This is a genomic window from Microcoleus sp. AT8-B5 (genome assembly GCF_036705565.1).
In the GTDB taxonomy this organism is placed as follows: Bacteria; Cyanobacteriota; Cyanobacteriia; order Cyanobacteriales; family Microcoleaceae; genus Microcoleus.
In genome coordinates this window covers 25,573-39,702 of the sequence record NZ_JAUBUY010000005.1, presented here as the reverse complement: position 1 = coordinate 39,702, position 14,130 = coordinate 25,573, and the positions used below count along the sequence as shown (strand labels likewise).

Sequence of the window (14,130 nt, the reverse complement as noted above, 5' to 3'; positions counted from 1 at the left end):
GCTTGGGGCTCGCAGTATTTTTGTGCGGATTTTAGTTTCGATCGAGATGCTTTTAGCTCTGATCTCGTGGTATCCCGGGGTGAATTCCCTACACTTTTGACTCCTAAAATTGACTTGACAGCTATTGCCAAATTGCTGAGGTTCCAAGTTTCTTCTGATGTGTAAGTTTGAGTGTGTAAGTTTGAGGTATTGCCTGAAGTTTTGACCGATCCCGAAGTTTAGCGTACTCGCGTTGTGTTGGTAGTTCCTGGGCGACCTCGCAGGATCGGATACTAAGCCAACGCCCGATCGGTCGGTTCTTTTTATTATAGGACGCAAATCCGATCGCAACAGGCAACGCCAAAAGAATCTCCAATAAAGGATGAATCCGGTTTTTCTGGCAGGATAGAAATGGGATTATCCCGATCGCTGGCTCCTAAATCAACCTGTTTTTCTCCTTTCTGTGCTCTGCTATAACTAAACAGAAAAGCCGAATAGCTGACAGGCATTTTCGGTTGTCTGCTGGGACAAAGTTAAGAGAGAAACTCCTCTCAATTTAGCAACTTGCTCGGCTACGTAGTAGACATAGGCTGGTTCGTTGCGTTTTCCCCGCTGGGGTACGGGGGCGAGAAAAGGGCAATCTGTCTCGACTAGGATGCGATCGCTATTTACCATACAAGCTGATTCTTGTATTTGCAAGGCTTTTTTAAAGGTGACTGTTCCGCTAAAACTAATGTAGAAACCTAGGTCTAAAAACCACTGGGTTTCTTCGGGTGTGCCTCCCCAGCAGTGCATGACCCCGCGCACGGGCCCGCGTGTTTGCCAAAAGTTCCTCAGCATTTCGGCCATTGGGGCGGCGGCGTCGCGACAGTGGATAATGACTGGTTTGTCAAGTTCCTGGGCGATTGCAAGCTGTGCCTCAAACACTTTAAACTGGTGTTCTCGATCGTCAGCTTTATAAAAGTCCAGTCCGGTTTCGCCGATCGCTACTACCCTAGAGTCCGAACTTGCTAATTCCCTAATCTGGCTCGCAGTCTCGTCTTTCCACTTGTCCGCATCTAGGGGGTGAAGTCCAACCGCAAACGAGACTTCTGCAAACTGATTGGCGATTGCTTGAATGCCGGCAAACTCTTCTGGCTCTACACAAGAATGAACCAGCCGAACTACACCAGCTTCGCGCCAGCGTTCTCGAATGGCTTCTAACTCAGATTTGTAGATTTCAAAGTTGATATGAACGTGAGTGTCGATGAGCTGCATGGGGGAAGCAGATTAGAGGTGATACGGGAGAGTCTTGGTGGGATAGGGCGAGGGGGGAGTGAGAGAGTCGGGGAGTGGGAGTGGGAGAGAGTGTGTGGGAAAAATCTTCCGTCTTCTTTCTTCCTTCTTCCTGCTTCACGCTTGACAATTCCCGCATCCAGGATACCCGCCACGTGATTCATCCGTCCAGAAATAAAAAACCTGTATCCGATGAAACTTGCCGAACGTATTTATCTCGCGCAAGTCAATGCTTCAATCGAAAATCGAAAATCGAAAATCGAAAATCGATTGACTTCTTCCCTCAACATCCATCCCTTCAATCTTGTACACTGCTTCGTTGCCGAACTTTCTGCTTCCTTAAGATGCTACCGAGGATGCTTCGTGTGGCTTGAGGGTTCTTGCCAAGCGGGACTTTTTGCGAGCGCCGTTGTTGCGGTGGAGTACACCTTTTTTGACAGCTTTGTCAATTTTGCTGTATGCCTCAGACATTCGCTGCTGGACTTCTTGCATTAATTCCGGGCTCGGAGCTGCGGCGTACTTGTCTACCGCAGCGAAATACTTCTTCATCAAAGTTTTGACCGCTGACTTGTAAGATTTGTTGTACAAGCGGTTACGTTCGGCGATTTTGACTCGTTTGACGGCGGACTTAATATTTGCCATAGTTCAGTTGCTGGAAGTAGGTATTCATGGATACGCCCTAGTCTAAAGACACGGGGATTTTCAAGGACAACCTTTTCGGGATCGATCCGCAAAAAGCTTGATTTTTAATGGCGGAGTAAGACAGCCACTTTCCATGCGCTCAGATTGAGCTGAGTCTGTGGCTACTTTTTGGCGACGCCCGCGCAATAATTTTTTATTGACTCATGTGAACAAGCCTGACGGTCAACTGAGTACAGTTAGAGCGCAAGCTTCTTTTTCCTTTTTTTCAAAGGCTTTTTATAGTGAGGTAGTTCCACCCCCACTTGCTAATATAGTATCAGAGTATTTCCCGATCATCTTGGGGTATAAAAGAATAATTGTCGGTTTCGGTACCGAAACCCGACGAGCCTTTCATCCCAAGGAGTAATTCCCAACGGGGTACGGGGCGCAGCGCTCTGATTAATCCCCTCTAAATATACCGAGGGACTTCCCGGCTGGTAGTTAACTGCCTGTTCTTTACCCCTGACAATACCCAAAGGTATGACACGGGTTTTACAGAGGCGTTTTGCGGTGTTTCCACCGTCACGAGTTAAAGTCACGGTTTCTTGCGCGCAATTTTCAAGTATACAATAATTTGGCGTTTTTTTATAAAAAAATTATCAGGTGTTGGAAAAACTAATATAGCACCTATTTTGCTGAAAATCCAATTCTCTGAAAAATCCAAGTTAAGCTATAAGAAAGAATACGGGTTATTTGGGCTTCGGCAAGAAGCACTTACCGAAGGTAGAAGGTAAAAAGCTGAAGGTAGAAGGTAGAAGGTAGAAGACAGCCGGATCAGAAGGTAGAAGGTAGAAGGCAGAATCAAAATTCTCCCCCTCGAACACTCTCCCTCTCGGATATTATCGGGGTCGGACACTCTCCCCCCTCTGCGTTCCCACCCTCTCTCACGGCACCCGGTTCTCTGGCGGGCAATTATTCCTAGAGAAGGTGGTGACTTGTCCTCAGTGTTGCAAAATCCTCGACAGAGATTTAAACGCTGCACTGAAGCCTTGGAAAATGCCGCGACTCTCGCGGTTTAAGCTTGTGGACTGGTGGTGGCCTACTTCTCTAGGAGAGCCCCACAAAAATCCCCAATTGTCAAGCAAATGTTAGTGAAGTTATAGACGGCATTCCTAATCTCCATGCTGCGAATCATTACTCAGTGGGTTGAGGCACAAGCTGAACTGCGACGGATCTGCGATCGCACCCATGACGAACTTGTCGTTCACAAAGAAGCCACCGTGCGGGAGGTGCTGCAAGCTGTAAGGCGCAGAGGCGATCAGGCTGTGCTGCACTACACTGCTGAATTTGACCGCATGACCCTAAATGTGGAAGATTTACGGGTGAGTGGCGCCGAATTGGATGCTGCTTATCAGCAGGTGTCTAAAGAATTATTAAATGCAATCCGCACAGCTTGCAAACAGGTAGAGGCGTTTCACCGACAGCGCGTACCCAAGTCTTGGGTGCAGTTTGGTGATGACGAGATTGTTTTGGGCAAGCGCTACACGCCGGTCGATCGAGCGGGAATCTACATTCCTGGCGGTCAGGCGTCCTATCCAAGCTCGGTGATCATGAATGCGGTTCCTGCGAAGGTCGCCAAGGTGCCGAGACTGGTGATGTGTACTCCCCCCGGACAGGAGAAGAAAATGAATCCTGCGGTGCTGGTAGCGGCTCAGGAAGCGGGAGTTGATGAGATTTATCGGGTAGGCGGGGCGCAGGCGATCGCAGCTTTAGCCTACGGTACGGAAACTATTCCGAAGGTGGATTTAATTACTGGGCCGGGGAATATTTACGTCACCCTGGCTAAAAAACTGGTTTACGGGACTGTGGGGATCGATTCTCTGGCTGGCCCGTCGGAGGTGTTGATTATTGCGGATGGTTCGGCGAATCCTGTACACGTGGCTGCGGATATGTTGGCTCAAGCTGAGCACGATTCGATGGCGTCGGCAATTTTGCTGACGGCGGATTCGGTGCTGGCTAGGAAGGTGGTGGCTGAGGTAGACAGACAGTTGGCAAATCACCCGCGCCGAACTTTAACAGAAAAGGCGATCGTCAACTATGGTTTAGTCGTGGTAGTTGACTCGCTCAAAGCGGCGGCGGAACTCTCTAACGAGTTTGCGCCCGAACACTTGGAATTGCAAGTTGCAGATCCTTGGGCTTTGCTGGAGCAAATTCGCCACGCTGGGGCGATTTTCTTGGGCTGCTCGACGCCGGAAGCTGTAGGTGATTATTTGGCTGGCCCGAATCACACTTTGCCGACTTCTGGAGCTCCTCGCTATGCGTCGCCCCTGGGTGTCGAGACTTTTATGAAGCATTCGAGTTTGATTCAATATTCGCCTGCTGCACTTAAGAAGGTGAGTAGGGCGATTAATGTGTTAGCCGAAGCTGAGGGGCTTCCTTCTCACGCTGATTCAGTGCGGCTGCGGACTGAAAATGAGGGAAAGGGTGAGTTTTAGATGGTAGATGGGAGATTGGCGATCGAGATTTAAGTTGATGAGCGGCAAAATACATAATTAGTCAAAAGCCAGTGAAACGAAACAATTCGCTGGCGATTATTCCTAGCTTTACTTTCTGTGACAAGCTGCAAAGTTTATTTCCACCTACCTACTGACGCACTCCGGGCTTATGAAACCGGGTTTCTTCAAGTATCTTGCTGAAATGACGCAATTAAGTTAAGAAACCGGGTTTCTGCGTAGGTAATGATGATGTTGGTGGGAAGCGCGAAATTGTGGACAGTAGGCGAGAATCATCGAAAAATTTAAAGTCTAAATATCTGAAATTTAAAGGTGCATGGTATTGAATACTGTTTTGGTAGCGATCGACAATTCAGAGCTTGCAGAACGGGTTTTGCAAGTTGTAGGACAATTTCAGCTAGAATCGACGGCCAAGGTGATTCTAGTTCATGTTGTGAGTTCTGGTAGGTCGGATTTTGACGCGGTTGTCGATCGACCTCACGCTCAGGGAGATGAGATTGCTTACCGAGAGGTAGAGAAGTTGCTGCAATCTTATCAGGAAAAGTTGCCTTGCCAGAGTGAATTGGAAATTGTATCGGGACAACCTGCAGAAGAAATTGTCCGTTTGGCTCATATCTATAAGGCGGATTTAATTGCGATCGGCTGTCGGGGTTTGACTGGTTTAAAGCGGATTTTGGAGGGTTCGGTGAGTGCGGAGGTTGTGGCTGAGGCTCCTTGTTCGGTGTTGGTGGTGCGGGCGAAGTAAGTAGGCTGGTAAATGCGATCGGGAGCATCTCAGTTTTGCATTTACAGTGCGAGCGGGGACGCTCGCACTACAATAAAAAAAATGCTTTTTACAAAACTGAGATGCTCCCATGCGATCGACTATTGCATTTACATAAACCAAGATAGCTATTAATACCAAATCCGGGTATCGTACCCCCTTGATGTTTATTGACACTCCCCTGCCTGAAGGCGAGGGGATTCTTGGTTCTGCGACATACCTTAAAACTATCTATCCTTGCGGCAGTGTTTAAACCAGGTATCCGTTCAAAAGAACCAAATATCGAGCTTAATTTAGATAGCCTCGCGAGAGTTTGTCTCCCCAAGCTTTCGAGAATTGCTTCTCTTGTTTCTGTGGGGCACACAGTACATTTTAGAAATAAAAAGTTTAGTCTCTGATTTTGGCTTACATTAGTTAGCCCAGCTATGTTTTTCGTGGTTTTCGCCACCCACTAACCATTATTGTTTTCCGACCAGTCGTTTGAGCGTGGTGTCTCTTATGTATCGGCGGTTATTCTACCTGTAGTATAGTTATTGTACTCTACAATGAACACAATGCAAGAATGTTCAAGAAAACACTTAACAAAAGTTGATAATTAATTAAAGCCGTCAAGCTTATGACGGGGCTTTAGACCCAATTTCTTGGTAGCCCAGATTTGGTATAATATCATTGGTTAGTTGAATGTAAAAATTAACGACCTATCAAATATATGCTTTTTGTCAATTTACCGACCAACGAATAAATAAAAAACTTCCAGTAAGCGATCGCTTTTAACCGCAAAGTAACGGGGCTACAAAAAGAGCGATTCACGATCGGGATAGCTCCGCTTCAGGCTCATTTGATGAATTGATATTATGATAGACAAAGAACCAATGGCTAAGCATTATCATCTATGCCTCCAACTGCGAAGTGCCTAAAAATTCCTCTGCGCGGTGTTCTTGTTGTTCCATTTGTTCTACAAATCTTTACAGCAGTGAGCTTAACAGGTTGGCTTTCCTTACGCAATGGACAAAAAGCGGTTAACGATGTGGCGGCTCAACTTCGTCAGGAACTAATAGCACGCATTGAAGGAGAACTCAAGCAATATATCAACAAACCTCATGATATCAATCGTGTGAATTCAGCCGCTTTTGCACAGGGCCACATGGACATGGTGAATGGCCGCAACGCTAAGCAATTTTTAACCCAAGTGCAGATATCCCCTTTTGTTTTTTCATCCTATTGTGGCGATGCTCAAGGATATTATCTGGGTGCGACTCGTCGAGAGTCAAAAATCGCGATGACTGCGAGTAATCAAGAAACAAACTATAATTTTTATTTTTATGAAATGAATAATTGGGGCGATCGGCAAAAATTCCTAGAAAAGGTAAACGCCCCTTACGATCCTCGCCAACGCCCCTGGTATCTTTCTGCTGTGAAAGCAGGGAGGCCTACTTGGAGCAATATTTTTGTGAATATTGTCAACAATGGTAAGCCTGCAATTACTGCCAGCGAACCTGTCTATGACTCAGAAGGTAAACTTCTGGGTGTCTGTGCCACTCTTGTTGTCCTCTCAGAAAATTTAAGGGAATTTCTGGGAAGTTTGTCTATTGGTAAAACAGGTAAGGCTTTTGTGATGGAGCGATCGGGTTCAATGATTTCTAGTTCCACAACAGAGCCACTAATCAAAGGACAAGGTAAAGCTCAGAAAATGATTGACGCCGTGGAAAGTAGGGAACCATTTGTGCGGGAGACAGCCAAATATTTGCTGAAATATTTTGGTAACTTTGACCAAATTCATAAATCAGAACAGTTAGAATTTACCCTCAAAAGTGAGCGGCAGTTTGTTCAGTTGCTACCGCTGAATGATGGTAGAGGCATCGATTGGCTAATTGTACTCGTCGTGCCTGAATCTGATTTTATGGAGCAAATAAATTATAATAGAAATACGACGATTATCCTTTGTCTGTTATCACTGGTAATCGCAACAGGATTAGCAATTATCACTTCACAATGGATAGCTAAACCTATTCGGCGATTGAGTCAAGCCAGTCAGGCGATCGCCAGTGGAAATTTCGAGCAAAATGTTCCCGACACTCTCGTAGAGGAATTGGTAAGTTTATCAGTATCTTTTAATCAAATGAGTCACGAATTAAAGAACTCTTACCACACCCTTGAACAAAAAGTAGAAGAACGCACTCAAGAACTACGGGAGACTCAAGCCCAACTCATCCAAAGTGAGAAAATGTCATCTCTGGGGCAACTGGTAGCCGGGATTGCCCATGAAGTGAATAATCCCGCGAATTTTATTCACGGTAATTTATCTCATCTTAGCCAATATACCCAAGATTTACTAGAGCTAGTACAGCTTTATCAAAAGTATTATCCCCAGCCGGTATCGGAGATTCAAGCCAAGTCGGAAGATATTGAGATCGAATTTTTGAGCGAAGACTTATCAAAACTGCTCAACTCTATGAAAGTAGGTTCAGAACGTATCCGCGATATTGTTAAATCTCTACGGAATTTTTCTCGATTGGACGAAGCAGATTTCAAAGCTGTCGATATCCATGAAGGCATTGAAAGCACCCTGATGATTCTGCAAAATCGTCTCAAGCCCAGACACACACATCCAGAGATTGAAGTGATCAAAGAGTACGGTAATCTGCCACCGATCGAGTGTTATGCAGGACAGCTTAACCAGGTATTTATGAATATTCTGACAAATGCTCTGGATGCTTTAGATGAGCATCGGGTGGAGAAAAAGACAATTCGGATTAGTACGAGTCTGTATAACTCAGAATTGGTCAGAATTTGTATTGCTGATAATGGGTGTGGCATCACAGAGGAAGTCAAAAAACGGCTATTCGACCCATTCTTTACAACCAAACCGGTAGGAAAAGGTACGGGAATGGGGATGTCTATAAGTTATCAAATTGTGATCCAAAAGCATAAAGGGAAACTGTGGTGTACATCAGAACCCGGAGAAAGAACAGAGTTTTGGATCGAAATTCCCCTAACTCAAAGTGTTATTTAGTTGAGGATATTCGCGAACTGTGGTATTATCTTGCCGAACCCATGAATCCGGTCTATCGATTTTAGATTTTAGATTTTAGATTTTAGATTTTAGATTGAAGCATGGACCCCACGGATAAATTCGGGGGCAAGTTTATCGGATAAGCTGTCGCGCATTTAAATTGTAGGTTCAGGGCGGGCGGGACGCTAGGGCCCCTACTCCCCACAATAGTTTGATTATTTTTTGACATACAATTTAAATGCCGCAACAGCTTACAGGTTTTTTATTTCTCCACGGATGAATCCGGGGGCTTGTATCCTCGATGCTTTCGGTTACTTCAAAGCTGTGGAACATTCAATTTTGATTTTTGATGACCCGTTTCCCGATATCACCGAACCATGCGGGCGAGATGAGGGGGAAAACCGCATAACCGCTGCAATCGGTAGAGTAGATATTAACCCTATTGCTGCAATCCCTTACTGTGCAAATTCTCCTCGATGTGCTGCATTTCCTTCATATCCTCACCCGCAACTATCCCGTAAATTTCCGTGTAGATTTTCCCGTATTTAACCTTCTCTAAAGCTGACAGGATTATCAAGTCCTTGCGATCGAGTTCTGGTTTCAGCGTGACAAGAATCGACTCCAAAGTCCCATCCATTCGCCAATCACTGGAATATTTAGCCACCTCCTTTCCCCGCCCCAGTAAGGTATGGCGCTGTAAGCAAAGCGGAGTCGAGCCATTAACTCGGAAATTGGCATCAATAGCATACAACAGTCCCTCCGAGTCTTCCAGCACGTCGAAGCCAATAACGCCGAAATAACCCTGTTGATGAGCATATTTACCAATAGCGGCAATCATCTCAAAAAACCTACTCATGTCGGTTTCGCGGTAGTGAATCAGTCCCCCTAAATAGTTGCCCTCTGGAGTGACAAGTTGGCCGGTAGTGCCGATAAGCGTGATATTTCCCGTTTTGCTTACATAAAACTGCACGCAATAGTTCTGCACTTCATTCTTGACGAATTCCGAGACAATAATCGTATCCAGCAACTTAATATCGAGATATTTCCTCACTTCCTGCAAGCAGTAGTTCATATCGCTGGCGCTTTTGATAATATAAGTGCCTTCTCCAGAAAGTCCGTGAGATGTTTTAATCAAGTAGGGGAATTGCTCTGGTAACTGAATGCTTTCGAGATTGACTTCGTGCAGATTGTAGGTTTCGTATTTCGGACATTGCACGCCTAATTCTGCTAGCGTTGCTTTGCTGAGTAAGTGGTAGTGGATGTCGGGATGAACGGCGTGTTTTTCGGGTTTGAGATTGTCGAAGGGAAATAGAGTCAGGAGTTTGTCAAAGCGATCGCTCATGCTGATATCTTCGAGATAAGTTGAGCAGTCTATCATCTCCATACTGCTGTTGCTGAAGCCCAAATGCTCCCGCCAATAGTCAATCAGCGACTTCGGCGGCTCATTAATTACAATCCCTGGGATGGCATCACCTAACACTGCCAGATTTTTCCAAGGTTCCTTCTGACCAATCTTGTCGAAAGAAGTTTTGGTGGCTTCACTGCTGCCGTCTTGAATAAAGTATTTTTTCCTGTTGGGATAAGCAGCCCAACTGGCGGTGGCAGGGTAATTTAGGATGAACGCATAACGTGCATCTGTGATGTCTGGAGCAAACAAATCGGAAAGAGAGTTGCCTTGAAAGTAAGGAAAGTCGTATGTTGAGTTCATAGAAACATCCAAGTCGAGTTTGAATTGAACTGTTTTCCCTGCCACTAAGTAGCTCGACATAATTAAAAGTAGGGTGGGCAATGCCCGCCCTACAAATTGACAAAGTGTTTATCGATCAATACTTCGGACTGTTTTTGATTACCAACCGTAGAATAAGGGTTTCAAGCCTGGAAGGCAATGGAACTACCAACTGACATCATGTCCGGTCGAGCGACCGCGATTTTTGTAGGGGTGGGTTCACCAACAATATCTGCCCATAATTGACAATCTCAAAAACCCACCCCGACCGGGATATTAATTGATGTCAAGCTACTTAATAACTAGGAAAAAAGAGATTAGTTGCGGAATTTTAACTCTCTCCAACTAGAGAGACTTTAACCTCAATAATTTCAACGATGGGCGAGTTGTTTTTTCTTAGTGAACGCAGCCACCTTGTCCATTTCTGAGGTTCTATAAGCACAAGCCATGTCCGTTGAATTATGCGCCCAGCCAACCCGCCCTTGAGGGTCTATGATGACGCACCCAGCTTCTCCTGCCACCTTAGATGCCAGAGTCTCAATGGCCATCTGCGCGGCTTCGTCTGGGTGCTTGCCGGACGCTAGAATGTCGATCGCCCTCTTAGCTAGAACTACTGGCATAATGGACTCGCCATCGCCTGTGGTCGAGCAACCGCCCTGTTCATTTTCAGCAAACAAGCCTGAGCCAATAATGGCGCTGTCGCCGACGCGACCGGCGGGCTTATTCATAGTGCCGCCTGTTGAGGTACCGGCAACTAAGGTGCCACTACTATCCAAAGCTACACAACCAACGGTATTGGGGCGGTCAAGAACTTCTTTTTCCTCCTCCCACTCTTCCTGTTGCTCATCCGCGATTAAGTCTTCTTTTGTACACATCTCGGCTCCACTTTCTGCAGCAAAATGTTCTGCATGATCCGCTACTAAGAACATGGGTTTTTTATCCATAATCTTTCGCGCCACTGAGATGGGATGGCGCACGCCTTGAACATTTGCGATCGCTCCCCAAGCTAATGAACGGCCTTCCATCATCGCTGCGTCTAGCTCTACCTCTCCCTGATTGTTGAGAACCGATCCAAAGCCTGCGTTAAATGTCTGATCAGCTTCCAGAACCCGGATAGCTGCCTCAACAGCTTCTGCTGCGGTACCCCCGCTTGCGAGCACTGCCCAACCAGCTTCTGCTGCTGCGGTACAGCCTGCATTGTTGGCTGCAACTTTCTCTTCTGTGATGGTTTTTGCTCCACCGTGGACAATAATGCTTATTACCATAAATCTCCTTTTTTACATTAATAACTACTTAAACATTTCTTAGATTAATAAATTTTTAAGTAGTTTTTTATCTCTCATAAATTTATAGATTAGCGGTGTTTGATTGAGGGTTCTTCTATCTTCAGATGTAATTAGTTCTGCCGATATTTGTGTTCCTACCGACCTAGGTATTTAATTATTTTTAATAAAAACTTGGCAAAATTATGTCAATAGTGTGAGTAAATTTGGCTTCGATTTAGTTAAGGAGTTTTAAATATTTAGGGAGTAAAGATGGGGTAAAACTTAAGGCGATGCGCTACACATTAACAGGCAAAATGGCTAAACCTGAAGAATGAGACTTTGCGGAGAGGGTGACAAGAGAGCTAGACCGATTGCTGTAAAAGGGATAGAGCATTTAGTCCTTGGCGAAAGTTCTGAGCTTTATGGGGCTTTAGGGCTATCAGTGCTAACATCTGATCTCGCCATAAAACTAGGGACTGACTCCAAGCACAACCAGATAATCCGAGGCCAAAAATACTGTGATGGGGAAAATTATTAGGGGTTTTTTCCGAGCGATCGAGCTAAGCTACGAAGTGGTTATATTGGAACTCCTTCCCGGCGATAGTCGCTAGCCACTAAGCAGAACTAATCTACAAAACTCCAGCTAAAAATCGGGTGAAGTTACCGAACTTTTCTTCCGAATAAGAGCCTCTATTTTACTATTTTATAATCATCAAGTTGTGCTAAATAGCGATTAAACAAGTTCATAGTTTTGCTTAAATATTGAAAATAAATCAGTTGATTTTAAATTTTAATTACTATTTGAATCAAAATTTTTAATTATAACTTTAATTGTAGTCAATAACAAATGCAGATATATGAATGGTTATATTTTTGAATAAATGAGATTATTTCGATTTAAATTATTGTTTTGTAAAAAGCTGGCTAGACTGGTCAGAAGTCGCGACAGAAACACTCTTTTCTTGATTCAAAGCTAGGTCTTAACCCTTAGTCTATCGATTTTAGATTTTAGATTTTAGATTTTAGATTTTAGATTTTAGATTGAAGCATGGACCCCACGGATAAATTCGGGGGCAAGTTTATCGGATAAGCTGTCGCGCATTTAAATTGTAGGTTCAGGGCGGGCGGGACGCTAGGGCCCCTACTCCCCACAATAGTTTGATTATTTTTTGACATACAATTTAAATGCCGCAACAGCTTACAGGTTTTTTATTTCTCCACGGATGAATCCGGGGGCTTGTATCCTGGATGCTTTCGGTCATGAGACAGTTTGCGAGCTTCCCGCTATGAAACTCTAGGTCTCCGGTTACTACGACAGGATAAGGATTTTCAAGTGTCAAAATCGGGATCGTTACCAGTTTTTTTCAGGGAAATAACTCCTCGACAATTTCGACATTCACTGCCAATATATTGGCAAAGCGTGACCACGAATTTCAAAGGTGGTATCAAGCCCCCGGATTTATCCGTGGAATCAATCCAAAATCGAAAATCGAAAATCCTCAAGAAAGAGCATTTATCTCGCGCAAGTCAATTCTTTAATCTAAAATCTAAAATCTAAAATCGATTGACTCCCAAAAATTATCGTGACTATCAGCAGATTTCGATCTCGCCATTGAGTTCTGTTGAGAGCAAATTCTACATATTTTTTAGTTTTTAAGGTTAATTATGAACTGTTTCTCCGTTGTGCTATATTAAATCTTTGGTCTCTAAATTCAGACTTTAAAGCCGCTTGGGTTATAGGAAACCACAGCCACTGCGTCGAAAGCTGGGGGAGATTAAGAAATAGCTGGAGACTTCGGACGCGACTATTGTATTGAATCGGTTGTGGAAAAATGTTAGCTCATCTCGATCATCGGAGTTGTCGATGGCTTTGAAGCATCTGAACTAAGAGTTATAAGATGGGTGGTTGACTCTCGCTCAAGTGGATGCTTAATAACTTTTGGTATAATGTCTTTAGCATTTTTTGTGGGGTCGTTCCAAAAGTCACCCGCTTTTTTATGACTTCTCCATTATCTCAAACAATTGCCCCCTCTGGGTTTTCCCTCGGTTCTCACCTCTCAGGCTTGGGATAGGAAATTATTTGTTTATGAATCAAATTAAACGTGTTGCCATAGTGGGAGGAACCCACGGAAACGAACTCACAGGAATTTACCTCGTGAAGAAATTCGATCGCGCGCCAGAGTTAATGGGGCGATCGACTTTTGAAACTATCACCCTGCTAGCCAATCCCAAAGCTTGCGAAATCGGGACACGCTACATCGATATCGACCTCAACCGCTGCTTTAGAAAGCAAGATTTAGAAAATCCCCATCTCTCCAGCTATGAAGCCCAGCGGGCGAAAGAAATCTACGGCATTTTTAGCTCAAAAAACACACATCATCCCAACGTAATTATCGATTTGCACAGCACCACATCCAACATGGGGCTAACATTTATTCTCGCCAGCCATCATCCATTTAACCTGCAACTAGCAGCTTATTTAACCTCTGTGTATCCCCGCATCAAGGTACTCACTTCTACAACCAAGAATCATGATAGTCCTGTGCTGCGATCGCTTTCGGAATTAGGCGGGACGCTGGAAGTTGGTGCAGTGCCACAAAGCGTATTAGATGCGTCTTTATTTCAGGAAACTGAGCAAGTTGTCGGTACGATATTAGACTGCGTAGAAGCCTACAATCAAGGCACAGTGCCTGCGGTCAAGAATCCCCTGACTATTTATCACACCATTGGGGCGATCGACTATCCCAGAAACGAGAACAGAGAAATTCAGGCAATGATTCATCCTCATCTGCAATCCAGAGATTATCAAGCCCTAAATCCCGGCGAACCGATGTTTTTGACCTTTGATGGTAAGTCGGTCTTGTATGAAGGTAAATCAACCGTATATCCCATTTTCATTAACGAGGCTGCTTACTACGAAAAAGGAATTGCCATGTGTTTTACCCAGAAGCAAATAGTCAGTTTTGAGTAGAAAA

9 protein-coding genes and 2 pseudogenes are annotated in these 14,130 nt (G+C 44.7%); 4 read left to right on the top strand and 7 right to left on the bottom strand.

The features are described from left to right. Positions 1-305 precede the first annotated feature (305 nt). From QUB39_RS05295 to rpsT, 3 genes are all read right to left on the bottom strand, one after another. Complete coding sequence (locus QUB39_RS05295; RefSeq protein ID WP_333054818.1) at positions 306-488, bottom strand: hypothetical protein; 183 nt, start codon at positions 486-488, stop codon at positions 306-308. Continuing rightward, positions 457-1,236, bottom strand: a complete 780-nt coding sequence (locus tag QUB39_RS05290; protein WP_333054820.1) for a TatD family hydrolase — start codon at positions 1,234-1,236, stop codon at positions 457-459. Before QUB39_RS05290 ends, QUB39_RS05295 begins: the two co-directional genes overlap by 32 nt. A gap of 357 nt (positions 1,237-1,593) precedes the next feature. Next, positions 1,594-1,896, bottom strand: a complete 303-nt coding sequence (rpsT, locus tag QUB39_RS05285) for a 30S ribosomal protein S20 (protein WP_333041544.1) — start codon at positions 1,894-1,896, stop codon at positions 1,594-1,596. Between the two features lie 1,160 nt (positions 1,897-3,056). Between rpsT and hisD the strand changes: the two genes are divergently transcribed. The 3 genes from hisD to QUB39_RS05270 all read left to right on the top strand — a co-directional run bounded on the left by hisD (position 3,057) and on the right by QUB39_RS05270 (position 8,164). After that, positions 3,057-4,370, top strand: a complete 1,314-nt coding sequence (hisD, locus tag QUB39_RS05280; RefSeq protein ID WP_333208270.1) for a histidinol dehydrogenase — start codon at positions 3,057-3,059, stop codon at positions 4,368-4,370. Between the two features lie 334 nt (positions 4,371-4,704). Next, positions 4,705-5,133, top strand: coding sequence for a universal stress protein (locus QUB39_RS05275; protein WP_333054823.1), 429 nt, complete (start codon positions 4,705-4,707; stop codon positions 5,131-5,133). Positions 5,134-6,124: 991 nt separating this feature from the next. Beyond that, positions 6,125-8,164 carry an ATP-binding protein gene (locus QUB39_RS05270; protein ID WP_333054825.1) on the top strand — a complete coding sequence of 680 codons (2,040 nt, stop codon included), beginning with the start codon at positions 6,125-6,127 and terminating at the stop codon, positions 8,162-8,164. Positions 8,165-8,603: 439 nt separating this feature from the next. Here the strand turns inward: QUB39_RS05270 and QUB39_RS05265 are convergent, their stop codons facing one another. From QUB39_RS05265 to QUB39_RS05255, 4 genes and pseudogenes are all read right to left on the bottom strand, one after another. Next, a complete protein-coding gene (locus QUB39_RS05265; protein WP_333208271.1) occupies positions 8,604-9,932 on the bottom strand; it encodes a carbamoylphosphate synthase large subunit in 1,329 nt (442 codons plus the stop codon). Positions 9,933-10,261: 329 nt separating this feature from the next. Beyond that, positions 10,262-11,155 carry an isoaspartyl peptidase/L-asparaginase family protein gene (locus tag QUB39_RS05260; protein ID WP_333208272.1) on the bottom strand — a complete coding sequence of 298 codons (894 nt, stop codon included), beginning with the start codon at positions 11,153-11,155 and terminating at the stop codon, positions 10,262-10,264. Positions 11,156-11,517: 362 nt separating this feature from the next. Beyond that, positions 11,518-11,769 (bottom strand): annotated as a pseudogene (locus tag QUB39_RS30525) (IS4 family transposase); the annotation flags it as partial. A 944-nt stretch (positions 11,770-12,713) separates the two neighbouring features. Further along, a pseudogene (locus QUB39_RS05255) lies at positions 12,714-13,115 on the bottom strand (IS4 family transposase); the annotation flags it as partial. Positions 13,116-13,241: 126 nt separating this feature from the next. Between QUB39_RS05255 and QUB39_RS05250 the strand changes: the two are divergent. Further along, entirely contained in the window at positions 13,242-14,126 is an 885-nt protein-coding gene (locus QUB39_RS05250) for an aspartoacylase (RefSeq protein ID WP_333057695.1), read from the top strand. Positions 14,127-14,130 lie beyond the last annotated feature (4 nt).

Bases quoted from the DNA above. Each gene is read 5' to 3' on its own strand.
- QUB39_RS05295 (WP_333054818.1), bottom strand. From the start codon at position 488: ATGCCTGTCAGCTATTCGGCTTTTCTGTTTAGTTATAGCAGAGCACAG.
- QUB39_RS05290 (WP_333054820.1), bottom strand. From the start codon at position 1,236: ATGCAGCTCATCGACACTCACGTTCATATCAACTTTGAAATCTACAAA.
- rpsT (WP_333041544.1), bottom strand. From the start codon at position 1,896: ATGGCAAATATTAAGTCCGCCGTCAAACGAGTCAAAATCGCCGAACGT.
- hisD (WP_333208270.1), top strand. From the start codon at position 3,057: ATGCTGCGAATCATTACTCAGTGGGTTGAGGCACAAGCTGAACTGCGA.
- QUB39_RS05275 (WP_333054823.1), top strand. From the start codon at position 4,705: ATGGTATTGAATACTGTTTTGGTAGCGATCGACAATTCAGAGCTTGCA.
- QUB39_RS05265 (WP_333208271.1), bottom strand. From the start codon at position 9,932: ATGTCGAGCTACTTAGTGGCAGGGAAAACAGTTCAATTCAAACTCGAC.
- QUB39_RS05260 (WP_333208272.1), bottom strand. From the start codon at position 11,155: ATGGTAATAAGCATTATTGTCCACGGTGGAGCAAAAACCATCACAGAA.
- QUB39_RS05250 (WP_333057695.1), top strand. From the start codon at position 13,242: ATGAATCAAATTAAACGTGTTGCCATAGTGGGAGGAACCCACGGAAAC.